The sequence below is a fragment of the Pseudomonas sp. GW823-FHT05G12 genome (assembly GCF_058795575.1).
This window is the reverse complement of record NZ_CM179501.1, coordinates 80,047-98,186: the sequence shown is the minus strand read 5'-3', so window position 1 is coordinate 98,186 and position 18,140 is coordinate 80,047. Positions and strand designations below refer to the sequence as shown.

At 61.3% G+C, this 18,140-nt stretch carries 17 protein-coding genes; 11 read left to right on the top strand and 6 right to left on the bottom strand.

Going from position 1 to position 18,140, the window contains the following annotated elements; all coding sequences use genetic code 11:
* The first annotated feature begins 124 nt into the window (after positions 1 to 124).
* Positions 125 to 1,102 carry an NADPH:quinone reductase gene (locus AC3RCM_RS00445; RefSeq protein WP_064492535.1) on the top strand — a complete coding sequence of 326 codons (978 nt, stop codon included), beginning with the start codon at positions 125 to 127 and terminating at the stop codon, positions 1,100 to 1,102.
* A 127-nt stretch (positions 1,103 to 1,229) separates the two neighbouring features.
* Here the strand turns inward: AC3RCM_RS00445 and AC3RCM_RS00440 are convergent, their stop codons facing one another.
* From AC3RCM_RS00440 to dprA, 4 genes are all read right to left on the bottom strand, one after another.
* The gene (locus tag AC3RCM_RS00440) at positions 1,230 to 1,547 is read right to left on the bottom strand and encodes a hypothetical protein (RefSeq protein ID WP_064492536.1); all 318 of its coding nucleotides are present in this window, start codon (positions 1,545 to 1,547) and stop codon (positions 1,230 to 1,232) included.
* Positions 1,548 to 1,975: 428 nt separating this feature from the next.
* The gene (locus tag AC3RCM_RS00435; RefSeq protein ID WP_064492537.1) at positions 1,976 to 2,470 is read right to left on the bottom strand and encodes a hypothetical protein; all 495 of its coding nucleotides are present in this window, start codon (positions 2,468 to 2,470) and stop codon (positions 1,976 to 1,978) included.
* 334 nt (positions 2,471 to 2,804) lie between these two features.
* The gene (gene tsaC / locus AC3RCM_RS00430) at positions 2,805 to 3,362 is read right to left on the bottom strand and encodes an L-threonylcarbamoyladenylate synthase type 1 TsaC (RefSeq protein WP_010951476.1); all 558 of its coding nucleotides are present in this window, start codon (positions 3,360 to 3,362) and stop codon (positions 2,805 to 2,807) included.
* Between the two features lie 42 nt (positions 3,363 to 3,404).
* Positions 3,405 to 4,502: a DNA-processing protein DprA gene (gene dprA / locus AC3RCM_RS00425; protein ID WP_019436826.1), complete on the bottom strand. Its 1,098-nt coding sequence runs from the start codon at positions 4,500 to 4,502 to the stop codon at positions 3,405 to 3,407.
* A gap of 1,235 nt (positions 4,503 to 5,737) precedes the next feature.
* Between dprA and ltrA the strand changes: the two genes are divergently transcribed.
* The 6 genes from ltrA to AC3RCM_RS00395 all read left to right on the top strand — a co-directional run bounded on the left by ltrA (position 5,738) and on the right by AC3RCM_RS00395 (position 12,081).
* Positions 5,738 to 7,444, top strand: coding sequence for a group II intron reverse transcriptase/maturase (gene ltrA, locus AC3RCM_RS00420; RefSeq protein WP_197862758.1), 1,707 nt, complete (start codon positions 5,738 to 5,740; stop codon positions 7,442 to 7,444).
* Between the two features lie 107 nt (positions 7,445 to 7,551).
* Positions 7,552 to 8,058, top strand: a complete 507-nt coding sequence (def, locus tag AC3RCM_RS00415) for a peptide deformylase (protein WP_003253111.1) — start codon at positions 7,552 to 7,554, stop codon at positions 8,056 to 8,058.
* A 60-nt stretch (positions 8,059 to 8,118) separates the two neighbouring features.
* Positions 8,119 to 9,051, top strand: a complete 933-nt coding sequence (fmt, locus tag AC3RCM_RS00410; RefSeq protein ID WP_064492538.1) for a methionyl-tRNA formyltransferase — start codon at positions 8,119 to 8,121, stop codon at positions 9,049 to 9,051.
* Complete coding sequence (rsmB, locus tag AC3RCM_RS00405) at positions 9,048 to 10,358, top strand: 16S rRNA (cytosine(967)-C(5))-methyltransferase RsmB (RefSeq protein WP_492629296.1); 1,311 nt, start codon at positions 9,048 to 9,050, stop codon at positions 10,356 to 10,358. The genes fmt and rsmB overlap by 4 nt, the downstream gene beginning before the upstream one ends.
* A 23-nt stretch (positions 10,359 to 10,381) precedes the next feature.
* Positions 10,382 to 11,755, top strand: a complete 1,374-nt coding sequence (gene trkA, locus AC3RCM_RS00400) for a Trk system potassium transporter TrkA (protein ID WP_010951472.1) — start codon at positions 10,382 to 10,384, stop codon at positions 11,753 to 11,755.
* Between the two features lie 11 nt (positions 11,756 to 11,766).
* Positions 11,767 to 12,081, top strand: coding sequence for a tetratricopeptide repeat protein (locus AC3RCM_RS00395; RefSeq protein ID WP_047603763.1), 315 nt, complete (start codon positions 11,767 to 11,769; stop codon positions 12,079 to 12,081).
* A gap of 96 nt (positions 12,082 to 12,177) precedes the next feature.
* On the opposite strand, the gene AC3RCM_RS00390 is transcribed toward AC3RCM_RS00395, so the two are convergent.
* Together AC3RCM_RS00390 and AC3RCM_RS00385 are read right to left on the bottom strand one after the other, a co-directional pair.
* On the bottom strand, positions 12,178 to 13,065 hold the full coding sequence (locus AC3RCM_RS00390; protein ID WP_003253121.1) for a lysophospholipid acyltransferase: 888 nt from the start codon (positions 13,063 to 13,065) through the stop codon (positions 12,178 to 12,180).
* 41 nt (positions 13,066 to 13,106) lie between these two features.
* Entirely contained in the window at positions 13,107 to 13,658 is a 552-nt protein-coding gene (locus AC3RCM_RS00385; RefSeq protein WP_020192530.1) for a DNA-3-methyladenine glycosylase I, read from the bottom strand.
* An 83-nt stretch (positions 13,659 to 13,741) separates the two neighbouring features.
* On the opposite strand from AC3RCM_RS00385, the gene glyQ reads away from it, so the two are divergent.
* From glyQ to AC3RCM_RS00365, 4 genes are read left to right on the top strand one after another with little or no spacing between them, the layout of a single operon-like run.
* Entirely contained in the window at positions 13,742 to 14,689 is a 948-nt protein-coding gene (gene glyQ / locus AC3RCM_RS00380) for a glycine--tRNA ligase subunit alpha (RefSeq protein ID WP_003253126.1), read from the top strand.
* Positions 14,686 to 16,740: a glycine--tRNA ligase subunit beta gene (glyS, locus tag AC3RCM_RS00375; protein ID WP_020192531.1), complete on the top strand. Its 2,055-nt coding sequence runs from the start codon at positions 14,686 to 14,688 to the stop codon at positions 16,738 to 16,740. The genes glyQ and glyS overlap by 4 nt, the downstream gene beginning before the upstream one ends.
* A 3-nt stretch (positions 16,741 to 16,743) precedes the next feature.
* Entirely contained in the window at positions 16,744 to 17,271 is a 528-nt protein-coding gene (gmhB, locus tag AC3RCM_RS00370; RefSeq protein WP_003253129.1) for a D-glycero-beta-D-manno-heptose 1,7-bisphosphate 7-phosphatase, read from the top strand.
* A gap of 46 nt (positions 17,272 to 17,317) precedes the next feature.
* Entirely contained in the window at positions 17,318 to 18,103 is a 786-nt protein-coding gene (locus AC3RCM_RS00365; protein WP_010951467.1) for a lysophospholipid acyltransferase family protein, read from the top strand.
* Positions 18,104 to 18,140: the final 37 nt, after the last annotated feature.

Sequence of the window (18,140 nt, the reverse complement as noted above, 5' to 3'; positions counted from 1 at the left end):
GGAACGGGCAGGGAAGAATTCGCCGCGTAGCATACCACCGCCAGCGCGCGCGCCGCAGTTGACGACGACCAAGCAAAGGCGTCCGATAGAAGGCCTTTCCCGATCCCGACTACAGGAGTGCGAGATGGCCAAGCGTATCCAGTTCAGCCAGCATGGCGGCCCGGAAGTGCTGCAGTTTGTGGAATTCGAACCCACCCCGCCCGGGCCGCAGCAGGTGCGCGTGCGTAACCATGCGATCGGCCTGAACTTCATCGATACCTACTTCCGAAGCGGGCTGTATGCGCCGCCGTCCCTGCCTTCTGGCCTGGGTACCGAAGCGGCAGGTGTGGTAGAGGCCGTGGGCGAAGGCGTGTCCCGGCTGAAGGTAGGAGACCGTGTGGCACATGCCGGCGGCCCGCTGGGCGCCTACAGCGAGGTGCATACGCTACCGGAAGCCAACCTGGTCAAGCTGCCGGACACCATCAGCTTCGAGCAGGCGGCAGCGGTGATGCTCAAGGGTTTGACCGTACAGTACCTGCTGAAGCAGACCTATGAGGTGAAGGCGGGTGATGTGATCCTGTTCCATGCCGCAGCCGGTGGTGTAGGGTCGCTGGCTTGCCAGTGGGCCAAGGCCCTGGGCGCCAAGCTGATCGGCACCGTGAGCTCTGCCAAGAAGGCAGAGCGGGCCAAGGCGCTGGGGGCTTGGGCGACCATCGACTACAGCCGTGAAGATGTGGCCAAGCGCGTACTGGAGCTGACCGACGGCAAGAAATGCCCTGTGGTGTATGACGGCGTGGGCGCCGACACTTGGCTGACCTCCCTGGACTGCCTGCGCCCGCGTGGGTTGATGGTGAGCTTTGGCAACGCTTCCGGTGCAGTGAGCGGGGTGAACCTGGGGATTCTGGCGCAGAAGGGCTCGCTGTATGTCACCCGGCCGACCTTGGCCACCTATGCCAACAATGCCGAGAACACCCAGGCCATGGCCGATGACCTGTTTGCGATGATTGCGAGCGGAAAGCTGGTTGTGGATATCCAGCAGCGGTATCCACTGAGCGAGGCGGCCAAGGCGCAGGCAGAGCTGTCGGCGCGGCGGACTGTAGGATCGACTGTACTAATCCCCTGAGCCACACACATCCCCTGTAGGAGCGGGTTTACCCGCGAAGAAGCCACCGCGATGGATGGCACCGGCTTTGCCGGTGTTCGCGGGCAAGCCCGCTCCCACAGGTACTGCGTCGGCTTCGATAGCTTCGCTATGCCTGTGAGGGTCGGTTTGTCGGCGGTGGAGACGACTCGATGCCATCGAGTATCGCCTCGATCACACCCTCTGCCATCTCAATCGCATGCAGGTTCGACCAGAACATGCCACGGCCTTCTTCACGCATGTAGTCCAAAGCTTTGTAGCCGGTTTCGTAAGCGCTGCGCAGGTAAAGGGCTACGTGGACCAAAGCGTCCTCGGCAGAAATGTTTGGGTTGACGGTGAAGAGTGGATCGTGGCCGGCATCGCAGCGGCCGAAGGGGCGGGTGGAGGTGCATGGGAGAGGTGGATCGGGGACTATTTTCTTCATCATTGGAAAATGCTCCTCAAGGCCGCCAACCCTCACTACCACGTGAATGGGTGGCGACTGTACGCGAGGTGGTAGACCCGGGCATTTTCCAATCCAGGCAGGCTCGAAAGCCTCCCACGCACAGCCACCATAGACTGTCATGGAAAAAATGCATCCGGGCTACCACACCCGATCGCCAAGTTATTCGGCGACGGATAGAGCCTAGAGGCAGAGGTTCCCACTTAGAAGGTGATGTAAGGAGACGCGGGTCGTAGGATATTTCCGAAGTGCCCAGCTGGACAGACATTTTGGCAAAAATCAGAAAACCCTGATCACGTAGAAAGCCACAGAAGGCCCATCTATAGCACGCGAGAAAAAGATCCCGGCTTGACCGTACAGATTCGGAAGCGTAGCCTTTCTGCTTGAGGATGTGCTGGTGCGCCGGTTGAGTTTCAAGTTATCCGGGCGAGTGCATCCCCGCCATTTAGGCCGCTTAAGCGGCCTTTATTTTTTGGCTTGTTTCTATCCCCTTTCGGGATGATGGAATAGAGCTCTGCCTTGGGCTTGCGGGCCGTCAGTTCAAAAATCGCCTCATCGAAGACCTCGTTACCATAGCCATCATCGCGACCAAACGTGCTGCGAAGGGCAGTCATGTGCGTGGCACTCTTCCAGATCGACGTCGCAGCCAGTGCTGCCTTGATCTGCAGAATCATGTCATCGATGGTGTAACCATCTCGTACTACCCGGCTTCTGTAGGCATGGCTACCGATGAAAACGATGCCTGGGTCCTCAAGCTGTGGCAAATCCTGCCCGTCCTTCTGCCTATTGATCGCGTCAAACTGATCAGCGGTGAACCTACCAATTTCCACCGCCCTGACCCGGTGGTTGGACGCAAGCTGCTCAAGATTCGCCCTTATCAGGTACTCGGCATTTTCGAATAGCGGCATGTTCCCCAGTACTCCCGCCGATTGGCGACGGTTCTTGCTAGCGTCAAAGATCGAGCGCCGCACGTGCGACGCATGGCTAGCAAGCTAGAGGCTGGGGTTTATGCAGGGAAGGTGAAGACTGGGGACGCAGGGAGTAAGAAATTTCCCAAACTCAGTACCGGACAGCCATTCGAGACATAATCAGAAAAATCTGCGGTGAATTGGCCCTAACCTCGTGGGAGCGGGCATGCCCGCGAACACGGGCGAAGCCCGTGCCAGGCACCGAGTTGTATTCTTCGCGGGCGCGCCCGCTCCCACAGGGGCCCGAGACCCGAGCCAGGCGTGTGGATTGGTATCAACCCGGGCGAACGACTTCGCCGGTTGCCAGGTCGCGAATCACACTCGGGTTCTTCCGCCCGCCCAGCGCACCACCCAGCACCAGGTCCAACTGGCCATGGAAGTACTGCTCAACCCGCAAGCGGGTCTTCGCCGCCGGGCGCCCGCCAGGGTTGCACGAGGTGGAAATCAGCGGCCCCACCAGCGCGCACAGCTCACGCACCACCGGGTGATCACTGACCCGCAGCGCTACCGTGTCATGCTGCCCGGTCACCCATTCGGGCAACAGGTCCTGGTGCGGCACCAGCCAGGTGTTCGGCCCCGGCCAGGTGCTGCTCATGCGGTCGATCCAGTCTTCGGGGAAGTCCTCGAACAGGAAGTCGAACTGACGGATATTGTCAGCGATCAGAATCAGCCCTTTATCCACAGGACGCGACTTCAGCGCCAGCAGGCGATACACCGCGTCCTCGTTCCATGGGTCGCAGCCCAGGCCCCAGACCGCTTCCGTCGGGTAGGCGATCACCGCGCCCGCCCGGATCTCACGTGCGGCTTGTTGCACACGAAAACTGCTCACCATTGCTGTTTCTCCGCCTAAATACCTTGCATGTGAGCAGTGTACTTAGCCCGCGCGGGCAAACCAACGCCCGGCTTCATTGCTGACCCGGCCTTCCAGCTCCAGCTCGGTCAACTGCGCCAGCACGTCGGCCAGCGGCTGCTCGCTGCAGTGGGCCAGGCTTTCACTGGTCTGGGGTGCGGCATGCAGCAGGGCGAGCAGGGGGTGGTCGAATCTGTCCACAACCGCAGGCGGCAGGTTCTGCCAACCCTGCAAGCTTTCCAGGATCTGTTCCACAGTTTCCACCAGCAGCGCCCCATCACGAATCAGCTGGTGACAGCCCTTGGCCCCCGGGTGATGAATGGAGCCCGGAATGGCGTACACCTCGCGGCCTTGTTCCGCCGCCAGGCGCGCCGTGATCAGCGAGCCGCTGGCGAGGCTCGCCTCGACCACCAGCACACCGAGCGACAGGCCACTGATGATGCGGTTGCGCCGGGGGAAGTTGCCGGGCAGCGGCCCGGCATCCAGGGGATACTCGGAAACCAGCGCGCTGCCGTTGTCGATCATCGCCTGCGCAAGGTCCCGATGGCGCTGTGGATAAAGTTTTTGCAACCCCGTACCGAGCACGGCAATCGTGCCGCCGCCAGCCTGCAACGCGGCCCGATGAGCGGCACCGTCGACACCTACCGCCAGCCCGCTGGTAATGGTGAAACCAGCCTGCGCGAGGTAGCGGGAAAATGCCCGGGCGGTGTCGAGCGCCGGGGGTGTGGCACGTCTGCTGCCCACGATGGCCAGCTGAGGACGATCGAGCAAGGCAGGTTCGCCAGCGACAAAAAGCAGCGGCGGGGCATCGTCGATTTCTGCCAGCAAGGCTGGGTAGTCTGGGCCGTCCCACATCAGCAAATGCTGGCCAGGGCGCTCCAGCCAAGCCATAGCAGCCAGTGCGCCATCGCGTACCTCGGCACTGCGCCGGGCATCGATGGTGGCTTGGGGAATGCCCAGCGCTCGCCAGGCCGAAGCGGGCGCACTGAGCGCGGAGGAGGCACTGCCGAAGGCTTCGAGCAACGTTCGAAAGCGCCGCAGTCCAGCCTCGGGGAGGCGATGCAGGCGTAAGCGTGCCTCCAGTTCGGCAGGCGGGCAGGGCGACGAATGGTGACTGGGCATTGAGATCATCCTTGATCGAAACGGGGCCAATTACGTGGCACAACCTGTGGATAACTCTGTGAGTAACACTTTGAAAAGCTGTCCATTGATTGGGGGCTATCAAGCCCATAGTCACCCTAGACGAGCTTGCCAGGTGCCGAAATCCCCGTTTCCCTTTATTATGTGTGCTCAGGTGCGACACGCGTAGCGTGTCTCCTCCACCAAGCTGTATGGCCAGCTTGATGGGATTTCTGCAAGGAAATCGAATACTTGGGTATCCATCCCCAAGAAACAAAACCAACCCAGAAGTCCACTGCCTTCAAGGGCTTACCGCTGCGGCGGATGGCAAACCCCAAGGTCGTTCAGCTCTCGGTAGCACGACCGCAGAACCGGTACTCCCGGTTTTGGAGAGCCTCTTAGACTTAACCCACGCGGGAGTGTAGATCCCCGCAGGGGTCACCTCCTGCTCGTTTTCATTGCAGGAGGTAACAAATAACCGACCAACGGTCATTACCGTCTTGGCTCGGCTTTTCCTCAGGAGACATGAGCGGAAGCTCTGTCTGTCATTGTCCAACTGCCGCCCACACGGAGCAGTAGCGGACTCGTTGTACGACCAACGGTAGCCTACGACGGCATGCACTACTGGCAACGGTGGTGTGTGAAGCCCGTCTGACAATGTAGCCCCCATCTCGGGTGCATTCTCTCCGCGAGGAGGGGTGCAGAGACTCGGAGCAGTGCCGGGTTAAGGCGCTAGGCTGACTGGTATGGGCAACATATGTGAACTACTGATAAACACCGTAAACATAGCCAAGCCAAAGCTGCTGACAGGCTTGAACCAAAAGGTACGTGATCGGTTATTCCCGTCTGAGCTGGGGATACGTCGTCTTCCGAGATCACCGGTGAAAAAGGTAGGTCCTAACCCAGTCGTGTGACAGACAGGGAACGTGGTAAGCCCGTATCGCTGCCCTTTGGGCAGGTGAACCGTAAGGAACACTGTTGGCGGTGCGGGTATGGGATCGCAGAGAAAGCGAATGCCAGGTTGTAATGGCTTGGATAGGGGTTGGAACATCACCCCACGGGAAACCGGGCAGACTTCTGCGTGGTCTTCTGCCGCAATGACTCTGACTGAGACCGTCTCATCAACTTCAGGGCAGGCTTCATTGGCCCTTGATCTTCCAACCCTGACGGGGTGCATACGCCCCTCAGGGGTACGTGCGCATTCCGCTCGGGTGGTATCACTTTGAGAGGAAAGCAGCATGAAAGAGCTCAGCCAGCAAGGTGAGCCTGCGCTTTCCGGCACTCCGCAACAATGGCACGACGTCGATTGGCGTCGGGTTCAACGGAATGTCCGGGAAATGCAGGTGCGAATTGCGAAGGCTTGTCGGGAAGGCAAATGGCGCAGGGTTAAATCCCTGCAACGAATGCTTACTCGCTCGAAGTCGGCCAGATACTTGGCTGTACGGAGAGTCACGGAAAATCAGGGAAGCCGTACGGCGGGAGTCGATAGGCAACTCTGGGACACACCCATCGCGAAATGGAACGCGGTTGGTCAGTTGAAGACGCGGGGTTACCGGGCTCGGCCACTACGGAGAGTCTACATCCCGAAGTCGGATGGACGGGAACGCCCATTGGGCATACCGACCATGACTGATAGGGCTATGCAAGCGCTGTACATGCTGGCCCTATCTCCCATCGCCGAAACCCATGGCGATCCTAATAGCTACGGCTTCAGGATCGAACGTTGTACGGCGGATGCGATGGCGCAGCTCTTCCTGTGTCTTTCCAAACAGGCTTCCGCCTGTTGGGTTTTGGACGCAGACATCGAAGGGTTCTTCGACAACATCAACCACGAATGGCTGCTAAGGAATGCCCCTACGGATACCCGGATGCTTCAGCAGTGGTTAAAGGCTGGAGTCATCCACAAGGGGCAGTTGCACGCAACGGACGCAGGCACGCCACAAGGGGGAATTATCTCCCCGGTGTTGGCAAATCTGGCACTGGATGGTCTGGAAACACTCCTCAAGCAATACCTGGGAGTGGCAAGGGCGAAGAAACTGAAGGTGAATGTGGTGCGATACGCAGATGACTTCGTGATTACTGGCACCTCCTCGGAGGTGCTTGAGAACGAAGTAAAACCTTGGGTAGAACAGTTCCTCGCGACGCGAGGGCTGCGGTTGTCACTCAAGAAAACGCGTGTTGCTCACATCGACGAAGGCTTCGACTTCCTTGGATGGAGTTTCCGGAAATACGACGGAACGTTACTGATCAAGCCGAGCAAGAAGAACGTTAAGGCGTTCTATAGCAAGGTTCGAGAGGTGATCGACTCTCACAAGACGGTGAAGCAGGGCGACTTGATCCGAATGCTAAACCCGATGTTGAGAGGGTGGGCTCTGTACCACCAGCCAGTAGTTGCCAAACAAGCGTACAGCCATATGGACAACAGAGTGTTTATCAAACTCTGGCGATGGGCAAAGAGGCGGCACCCAAACAAGTCCCTCGACTGGGTCAGGAAGAAGTATTTTCGGGCCTCAGGGGACAGGAAATGGGTGTTCGCGACCACAGTATTGGAGGAAAATGGGACGAAACGGGAGTTCGAGTTGTACTCGCTTGCGAGTACTCCGATCGAGCGGCACAGAAAGGTGAGTGGGGAATATAACCCCTACGATCCAGCCATGGAGGCCATGGGTGAGAAACTCCGGATGGACCGGATGCTGAATAAGCTGAAGTACCGGAAACAAATCGGAAATTTATTCGCCAGCCAGAACGGCCTGTGCCTGCTTTGCAAACAACCGATCACCAAGGAAACAGGGTGGCACGACCACCACATCATCCACCGGGCCGTAGACGGTGGTGACGCTTTGGCCAATCGGGTACTCTTGCATCCTAATTGTCACAACCAGCTCCACACGCGTGGTCTGCACGTGAGCAAACCGGCTTCCATTGGAAGCTTGGTGAAGGCTTGAGCCGTATGCGCTGAAAGGCGCACGTACGGTTCTTAGGGGGGAGCTGGCCAGTAATGGCCGGTTCCCACCCGACTTTTCAACCGAACGCACAGTGACTGCCTGACCTTATGGCCATCTTGAACATTCTCGAATTCCCGGACCCGCGCCTGCGCACCCTCGCCAAACCGGTGACGGAGTTCGACGACGCCCTGCGTCAGCTGATCGACGACATGTTTGAAACCATGTACGAAGCCCCTGGCATCGGCCTGGCCGCTACCCAGGTGAACGTGCACAAGCAGGTTGTGGTCATGGACCTCAGCGAAGACCGCAGCGAACCGCGCGTCTTCATCAACCCGTCGGTCGAAGAGCTGACCCATGACATGGGCCAGTACCAGGAGGGCTGCCTGTCGGTACCAGGCTTCTACGAGAACGTCGACCGTCCGCTGCGTGTCCGGGTCAAGGCCCAGGACCGCGACGGCAAGCCGTTCGAACTGGAATGCGAAGGCCTGCTGGCGGTGTGCGTACAGCACGAATTCGATCACCTCAACGGCAAGCTGTTCGTCGACTACCTGTCGCAGCTCAAGCGCGACCGGATCAAGAAGAAGCTGGAAAAGCAGCATCGCCAGCAAGCCTGATCCCCACCTTCCTGAAGGCTTGCTCCGGCAAGCCTTTTTCTTTTTTGAAGCGAGAACTCCATGCGCATCGTCTTTGCAGGCACTCCAGAGTTTGCCGCCGAACACCTCAAGGCCCTGCTCGACAGCCCCTACGAGATCGTGGCCGTCTACACCCAGCCCGACCGCCCGGCCGGCCGTGGCCAGAAGCTGATGCCAAGTGCGGTCAAGGCACTGGCCGTGGCCCATGACATCCCGGTGTTCCAGCCGCAGACCCTGCGCAACGCCGATGCGCAGGCCGAACTGGCCGCACTCAAACCAGACCTGATGGTAGTGGTCGCCTACGGCCTGATCCTGCCGCAGGTGGTGCTGGATATCCCGCGCCTGGGTTGCATCAACAGCCACGCTTCCCTACTGCCACGCTGGCGCGGTGCCGCGCCGATCCAGCGTGCCGTGGAAGCTGGCGACGCCGAAAGCGGCGTGACCGTGATGCGCATGGAGGCCGGCCTGGACACCGGCCCGATGCTGCTCAAGGTAGTCACCCCGATCAGCGCCGAGGACACCGGCGGCACCTTGCACGATCGCCTGGCCGAAATGGGCCCGCCCGCAGTGGTTCAGGCCATCGCCGGCCTGGCTGACGGTTCGCTGCAAGGCGAAATACAGGACGATGCCCTGGCCACCTACGCGCACAAACTGAACAAGGACGAAGCGCGTATCGACTGGACCCGCCCCGCTGTCGAGCTGGAACGCCTGATCCGCGCCTTCAACCCATGGCCGGTGTGTCACAGCACTCTGGATGGTGAAAGCGTCAAGGTGCTGGCCGCCAACCTGTCCACAGGCCAAGGCGCCCCAGGCGAGATACTTTCCGCCAGCAAGGACGGCCTCGTAGTTGCGTGCGGGGACCAAGCCCTGAGCCTGACCCGCCTGCAACTGCCTGGCGGCAAGGCATTGAGCTTCAGTGACCTGTTCAACAGCCGCCGCGAGAAGTTCGCCGCTGGCAAGGTGCTGGGCCAATGAACCCACGCCTCGCCGCCGCCCGTGCGCTGGCCGCTGTGCTCAGCGGCAAGGCTTCGCTGAACAGCTCGCTGCCGGCGCAACTGGACAAGGTAGATGAACGCGACCGCGGCCTGACCCAGGACCTGGCGTTCGGCACCGCGCGCTGGCAGCCACGCCTCGACCTGCTGGCCGCACAGCTGCTGCAAAAGCCCTTCAAGGCAGCCGATGCCGATGTTCAGGCGCTGCTGCTGGTCGGCCTGTACCAGCTGTTCTACACCCGCATTCCGGCCCATGCCGCCATCGGCGAGACCGTGGGCTGTGCCGACAAACTGAAGAAGCCGTGGGCCAAGGGCCTGCTCAATGCCGTGCTGCGCCGTGCCCAGCGCGAAGGCGAGGAACTGCTCGCCGGCATGGAGCGCGACCCGGTGGTGCGTACCGCGCACCCGCGCTGGCTGCAGAAGGCGCTGAAAGCCTTCTGGCCAGAGCAGTGGGAGGCCATCTGCGCCGCCAACAATGCCCACCCTCCGATGATTCTGCGGGTCAACCGCCGTCACCATAGCCGCGATGCCTACTTGGCACTGCTGGCCGAAGCAGGCATTGGCGCCAGCGCATGTCAGTACAGCCGGGATGGCATCGTGCTGGCTGAAGCCTGCGACGTGCGCGGCCTGCCAGGCTTCGCCGAAGGCTGGGTGAGCGTGCAGGACGAAGCCGCGCAGCTATCTGCCGACCTGCTGGAACTGGCCCCCGGCCAACGCGTGCTCGATGCTTGCTGCGCACCGGGCGGCAAGACCTGCCACCTGCTGGAGGCCGAGGCTGGCCTGGCGCACATGGTGGCCATCGACCACGAAGCCAAGCGCCTGACCCGCGTGCGAGAAAACCTCGACCGCCTGCAACTGGACGCCGAGCTGATCGCCTGCGATGCCCGCGACACTGCCAGCTGGTGGGACGGCAAGCCATTCCAGCGCATTCTGCTCGACGCGCCGTGCTCGGCCACCGGCGTGATTCGCCGCCACCCGGACATCAAGATGACCCGCCAAGCCGACGACATTCCGGCTTTGGCCACACTGCAAGGCGAGCTGCTCGATGCCCTGTGGCCGACCTTGGAAGTGGGCGGCATGCTGCTATACGCCACCTGCTCCACATTGCCGACCGAGAACACTGAAGTGATCAAAGCCTTCCTCGCGCGCACCCCGGGCGCTCGTGAGCTGGACCTGGCGACCGAAGCCGGCCTGCGCCAGCCCCACGGCCGTCAGTTGCTGGCCCAGGAAGGCGGCCACGACGGTTTCTACTATGCCAAGCTGATCAAGATCGCCGCCTCGCGCGGATAAGAACAAAGGATAGGGAGTAGCGCATGAAGATCATCATCCTCGGCGCAGGGCAGGTAGGCGGTACGCTGGCTGAACACCTGGCCAGCGAAGCCAACGACATTACCGTGGTCGACACCGACGGCGACCGCCTGCGCGACCTCGGCGACCGCCTGGACATCCGCACCGTCCAGGGCCGTGGCTCACTGCCGACGGTACTGCGTCAGGCCGGTGCCGACGACGCCGACATGCTGGTGGCGGTAACCAACAGTGACGAGACCAACATGGTTGCCTGCCAGGTGGCCTATTCGCTGTTCCATACCCCGACCAAGATTGCACGGGTGCGCGAATCGTCCTACCTGACCCGCGAAGAGCTGTTCGACAACGACCATATCCCGGTCGACGTTCTGATCAGCCCCGAGCAGGTGGTGACCAATTACATCAAGCGCCTGATCGAACACCCAGGCTCGCTGCAGGTGATCGATTTCGCCGAGGGCAAGGCCCAGCTCGTGGCAGTGAAGGCCTACTACGGCGGCCCGCTGGTCGGCCAGCAATTGCGCCAGATCCGTGCGCATATGCCCAACGTCGACACCCGCGTGGCGGCCATCTTCCGCCGTGACCGGCCGATCACCCCGCGTGGCGACACGGTGATCGAAGCCGACGACGAGGTGTTCTTCATTGCCGCGAAGAAGGATATCCGTGCAGTGATGGGCGAACTGCGCCGCATCGACGAAACCAATAAACGCATTGTCATCGCCGGCGGCGGGCAGATCGGCGAGCGCCTGGCGGAGGCCATCGAAAGCCGATATCAGGTGAAGATCATCGAGATGAGCCCGGCGCGTTGTCGGCACCTCTCCGATACCCTGGAAAGCACTGTAGTGCTGCAGGGCAGCGCCTCGGACAAAGACCTGATGCTCGAAGAGAACATCGCCGACGCCGATATTTTCCTGGCCCTGACCAACGATGATGAAGCCAACATCATGTCGTCCTTGCTGGCCAAGCGCCTGGGCGCAGGCAAGGTGATGACCATCATCAACAACCCGGCTTATGTCGACCTGGTGCAGGGCGGCGATATCGACATTGCCATCAGCCCGCAGCTCGCCACCATCGGCACACTGCTGGCGCACGTCCGTCGTGGCGACATCGTCAGTGTGCACTCGCTGCGCCGTGGTGCAGCCGAGGCTATCGAGGCGGTGGCACACGGGGACTCGAAGTCGAGCAAGGTGGTCGGCAAGGCAATCGAGGACATCACGCTGCCACCGGGCACCACTATTGGTGCGATCATCCGTGATGAAGAGGTGATGATTGCCCATGACGACACCATGATCGAATCAGGGGACCATGTGATCCTCTTCGTTGTGGATAAAAAGCATATTCGCGATGTGGAGAAGCTGTTCCACGTCGGCTTGAGTTTCTTCTAGGAGAAGAGGGCATGCGCGAATCGCTGGAGAAGATGCTGGCCAAAGGTGTGGATAACCCGCTGCTGAGGTTTGGCCTGGGCAAGGCCTGGCTGGATGAAGGCAACGGCGCTGAAGCAGCGGTGCACCTGGCGCGCTGTGTAGAGCAGGATCCGAAATACTCGGCAGCATGGAAGCTGCTGGGCAAGGCCTATCAGCTGCAGGGCGAGCTGGCGGCGGCGCGCAAGGCGTGGGAAGACGGGATCGTGGCGGCGCAGGCCCATGGTGACAAGCAGGCCGAAAAAGAAATGACCGTATTCCTGAAGAAGCTCAACAGAGCAGCGGGTTGACGCGGCCCCTGTAGGAGCGGGTTTACCCGCGAATGCGATGTTGGATTCACCGACGCATTCGCGGGTAAACCCGCTCCTACAGGGGCGGTGAATGGCTTAATACCAGCGCGGCTCGCCAGCCGGGCGCTTCTTGAAGCGCTTCATGCTCCACATGTACTGGCTGGGGTACTCGCGCACATAGCGTTCGACCACCTTGCTCATCGCCGCTGCCGACACATTCACATCGGTGCTGTACATCTCTTCCGGCGCAGCTTCGAGGAACACCTTGAAGCCCGAGCCATCCGGCAACCGCAGCGCATGCAGGAACACACCTACCGCCTTGCCACCGGCCAGCATGTTCGGCACGAACTTGCTGGTCAGCGCCTGGGTGCCGAGGAACGGTACGAACACGCCCGCCGATTCCGCCGGCTCCGGGTCGGCAGGAATACCCACCTGGCCACCACGGCGCACTTCCTTGATCACGCTGAGGATGCCTTCCTTGGTCGACGGTGCCACGCGATTGCCCATCTGCACGCGCTGCTCGCGCAGCAGGTCATCCACCGCCTTCAGCTTCGGCGGGCGGTAGAAGATGATCGGCTTGCACTGGTTGCAATAGAAGTGGTTCAGCACTTCCCAGTTGCCCAGGTGGCTGGTGATGCCGACCACGCCTTTACCCGAGGCCAGGGCCTGCTCCAGCACTTCCAGGCCATGCACTTCCTTGACCAGCTCCAGCGAGCGTTGCGGCGGCCAGATCCAGGCACAGGCACTTTCGACAAAGGATTTACCGATATCCCGCAGCGCCTGGCCCACCAGTTGCTCACGGGCAACCGGGTCCATCTCCGGGAAGCATTTGGCCAGGTTGATCCGTACCACGTTGCGCGAACTGTTGGGGATTTTCCACATCAGCCAGCCAATACCGGCGCCGACACGCTGCACAGCGCCCCAGGGCAGCTTGGCAAACAGGCGCAGCACCCCGACCATCAGGGCGCCCTTGAACTTTTCCACAGGCGAATTCCTTATTTCAGCAAGGCGCGCATTGTAACCCCTCAGCGCAACAAGGCGGCGTAGCGATCGCAGTCGGTGGTGTGGTCCATGACCATGCCGGTGGCCTGCATGAAGGCGTAGCAGATGGTCGGACCGACGAACGTGAAGCCAGCTTTCTGCAGGGCCTTGCTCATTGCCTTGGCTTCATCGGTGACCGCCGGCACGTCGCTGCGCTGCTTGAAGTGGTTGATCTTCGGTGAGCCGCCGACGAACGACCACAGCCATTCGGCAGGGTTATCCACAGCCAGCCAGGCCTGGGCATTGCGCCTTGCGGCCTTGAGCTTGAGGCGATTGCGGATGATGCCTGCATCCTGCATCAATTCTTCGATGCGTTCGTCGCTCATGGCCGCCAGCTTTACCGGGTCGAAGCCGTACATCACCTCGCGATAACGCTCGCGTTTGCGCAAAACGGTAATCCACGAAAGCCCCGCCTGGAACCCTTCGAGCAAAAGCATCTCGAAGAGCAACGCCGGGTCGCGCTGTGGCATTCCCCATTCCTGGTCGTGGTAGGCCTGGTACAACGGATCGTCGGTACACCAAAAGCAGCGTGGCATAAGGCTCCAATGAGTAGAGGGCGAGGCGAATCAGGTTATACTCCCGCTCTTTACATCCGCATCCCCAGATACAGGTGAATTTCGTGAGCCAGCCTACGCCAGCCGTGCGTACCTTCCAAGACCTGATCCTCGCCCTGCAGAACTACTGGGCAGCTCAAGGTTGTGTGGTACTTCAGCCCTACGATATGGAAGTAGGCGCCGGCACTTTCCACACCGCTACATTCCTGCGCGCCGTGGGTCCAGAAACCTGGAACGCCGCCTATGTGCAGCCTAGCCGTCGTCCTGCCGACGGGCGGTATGGCGAAAACCCCAACCGCCTGCAGCACTACTACCAGTTCCAGGTGGTGCTCAAACCGAACCCGGCCAACTTCCAGGAGCTGTACCTCGGCTCGCTGAAAGCCATCGGTCTGGATCCGCTGGTGCACGACATTCGTTTCGTCGAAGACAACTGGGAATCGCCGACCCTCGGCGCCTGGGGTCTGGGCTGGGAAATCTGGCTCAACGGCATGGAAGTCACCCAGTTCACCTACTTCCAACAAGTCGGCGGCATCGAGTGCTACCCGGTCACCGGTGAAATCACCTACGGCCTGGAGCGCCTGGCCATGTACATCCAGGGCGTCGATTCGGTGTACGACCTGGTGTGGGCCGACGGCCCGTTCGGCAAGGTCACCTATGGCGACGTGTTCCACCAGAACGAGGTGGAGCAGTCGACCTACAACTTTGAACATGCCAACGTCGACAAGCTGTTCGAACTGTTCGATTTCTACGAAAGCGAAGCCAACCGCCTGATCAAGCTGGAGCTGCCGCTGCCGACCTATGAAATGGTCCTGAAGGCCTCGCACACCTTCAACCTGCTGGACGCCCGCCGCGCCATCTCGGTAACCGAGCGCCAGCGTTACATCCTGCGTGTACGTACCCTGGCCCGGGACGTGGCGCAAAGCTATCTGCAAGCCCGCGCACGCCTGGGCTTCCCGATGGCCACCCCTGAACTGCGTGACGAAGTGTTGGCTAAGCTGGAGGCTGCACAATGAGTGCTCAAGATTTCCTGGTAGAACTGGGCACCGAAGAGCTGCCACCCAAGGCCCTCGCCAGCCTTGGCGACGCCTTCCTGGCCGGTATCGAAAAAGGCCTGCAGGCTGCTGGCCTGAACTACACCGGCAAGCAGGTGTACGCCGCGCCGCGTCGTCTGGCCGTGCTGATTCGCCAGCTGGACGTGCAGCAGCCTGACCGCAGCATCAACATCGACGGCCCGCCCCTGCAGGCTGCCTTCAACGCCGAAGGCGAGCCGACCCAGGCTGCGCTGGGCTTCGCCAAGAAGTGCGGTGTGGAACTGGCCGAGATCGACCAGAGCGGCCCCAAGCTGCGCTTCTCCCAGCACATCCCGGGCAAGGCTACCGTTGGGCTGCTGCCGACCATCGTCGAAGATTCGCTGAACGACCTGCCGATTCCCAAGCGCATGCGCTGGGCGGCCAGCCGTGAAGAGTTCGTGCGCCCGACCCAATGGCTGGTGATGCTGCTGGGCGATCAGGTGGTCGATTGCACCATCCTGTCGCAGAAGGCCGGGCGTGAATCCCGTGGCCACCGCTTCCACCATCCGGAAAACGTGCTCATCACCACCCCGGCCAACTACGTCGAAGACCTGCGCAAGGCCTACGTCCTGGCCGACTTCGCCGAGCGCCGCGAGCTGATCAGCAAGCGTACCGCAGAGCTGGCCATGCAGCAGGAAGGCACGGCCATCGTGCCACCGGCGCTGCTGGACGAAGTGACCGCTCTGGTCGAGTGGCCGGTGCCGCTGGTGTGCTCGTTCGAGGAGCGTTTCCTCGAGGTGCCGCAAGAAGCCCTGATCACCACCATGCAGGACAACCAGAAGTACTTCTGCCTGCTGGACAGCGAAGGCAAGCTGCTGCCGCGCTTCATTACCGTGGCCAACGTCGAAAGCCGCGACCCGAAGCAGATCGTGCAAGGCAACGAAAAAGTCGTGCGCCCGCGCCTGACCGACGCCGAGTTCTTCTTCAAGCAGGACAAGAAGCAACCACTGGAAACCTTCAACGAGCGCCTCAAGAACGTGGTGTTCCAGGCTCAGCTCGGCACCGTGTACGACAAGGCCGAACGTGTTTCCAGGCTGGCCGCCTTCATTGCTCCGCTGATCGGCGGCGACGCCCAGCGCGCTGGCCGTGCCGGCCTGCTGTCGAAGTGCGACCTGGCCACCGAGATGGTCGGCGAATTCCCTGAAATGCAGGGTGTTGCCGGTTACTACTACGCGCTCAACGACGGTGAGCCGGAAGACGTAGCCCTGGCCCTGAACGAGCAGTACATGCCGCGCGGTGCAGGCGCCGAGCTGCCGCAGACCCTGACCGGTGCTGCCGTGGCCATCGCCGACAAGCTCGACACCTTGGTGGGTATCTTTGGCATCGGCATGCTGCCTACCGGCAGCAAGGACCCGTACGCCCTGCGCCGTGCTGCTCTGGGCGTGCTGCGTATCCTGATCGAGAAGCAACTGGACCTGGACCTGACCGGTGCGGTTGAGTTTGCAGTCAAGCAGTTCGGCGCCAAGGTCAAGGCCCCCGGCCTGGCCGAGCAAGTACTGGAGTTCATTTTCGACCGCCTGCGCGCGCGTTACGAAGACGAAGGCATCGACGTCGCCACGTACCTGTCGGTACGCGCACTGCAGCCAGGCTCCGCCCTGGACTTCGACCAGCGCGTACAAGCTGTGCAGGCGTTCCGCAAACTGCCGGAAGCCGAGGCCCTGGCCGCGGTGAACAAGCGCGTGTCGAACCTGCTGAGCAAGGCCGAAGGTGCCATCGCCGAGCAGGTCGAGCCGAAGTACTTCGACAATGCTAACGAGTTCTCCCTGTACTCGGCCATCCAGCAGGCCGACCAGGCCGTGCAACCGATGGCTGCAGCACGTCAGTACAGCGAATCGCTGGCCCGCCTGGCGGCCCTGCGTGACCCGGTCGATGCCTTCTTCGAGGCGGTCATGGTCAACGCCGAAGACGCCAAGGTACGTGCCAACCGTTATGCCCTGCTCAGCCGTCTGCGCGGCCTGTTCCTGGGCGTGGCTGACATTTCGCTGCTGGGGTAAGCCTTGAAACTGCTGATTCTCGACCGTGACGGGGTGATCAACTACGACTCCGATGCGTACATCAAGACGCTGGAAGAATGGGTGCCGATCCCTGGTTCGGTCGATGCGATCGCGCAGTTGAGCAAGGCGGGCTGGACGGTGGCCGTGGCCACCAACCAGTCCGGCATTGCCCGTGGCTACTACCCGCTGGCAACCCTTGAGGCCATGCACGCGCGCCTGCGCGCGCTGGTGGCCGAGCAGGGCGGCGAGGTGGGCCACATCGTGTATTGCCCGCATGGGCCGGACGAAGGGTGCGATTGCCGCAAGCCCAAGCCCGGCATGCTGCGGGCGATCGCCGAGCATTACCAGATCGGCCTTGAAGGCGTCTGGTTCGTCGGCGACAGCAAAGGTGACCTGGAGGCCGCCCTGGCCGTCGGTGCACAACCCGTGCTGGTGAAAACCGGCAAGGGCGAGCGGACCCTGGAAAAAGGCGTCCCGGAAACTACACTGATTTTCGACGATCTGGCAGCTATCGCCAGAGAACTAATTTAAACAGTGCGCCTTCTGGCGCATTTTTCTCAGGCGGGCATGCCCCGCAATGGTACAAGCCACTATGTCGATCCTGCAGGCGATCAGAATCTTTCTTTTTTACCTGCTGCTGGGCACCAGTTCGCTGCTGTGGTGCTCGCTGAGCTTCTTCGTCGCGCCGTTCCTGTCGTTCCCCAAGCGCTACAAGTTCATCAACGTGTACTGGTGCCGCTGCGCGCTGTTTCTGGTGCGCACCATCCTGGGCATCGACTACAAGATCACTGGCGCCGAGAACGTGCCAGCTGAGCCTTGCGTGATTCTGTCCAATCACCAGAGCACCTGGGAAACCTTCTTCCTGTCCCAGTACTTCTCGCCGCTTAGCCAGGTGCTCAAGCGCGAGCTGCTGTATGTACCGTTCTTCGGCTGGGCCATGGCCATGCTGCGGCCCATCGCGATCAACCGCGACAACCCCAAGGAAGCGTTGCGCCAAGTGGCGAGCAAGGGTGACGAACTGCTCAAGCAGAAGACGTGGGTGCTGATTTTCCCAGAAGGCACCCGTGTGCCGTTCGGCACCATCGGCAAGTTTTCCCGCGGCGGTACCGCCCTGGCCGTGAATGCCGGGCTGCCAGTGCTGCCGATTGCCCACAACGCCGGCAAGTTCTGGCCCAAGACCGGTTGGGGCAAGCGCGCCGGTACAATCGAAGTGGTAATTGGTGAGCCGATGTACGCCAACGGCACAGGGCCACGTGCCATCGCCGAACTCAACGACCGCGCTGCAGCTTGGAACGAAGCGACCCAGCGGGCCATGGGATCGCTGCCGCCAGCGGCGGAAAAACCTCAGGAGCAGATGGCTTGACCTTCTGTGGATAACTTGTGTGCAGTTTTTGGATTAA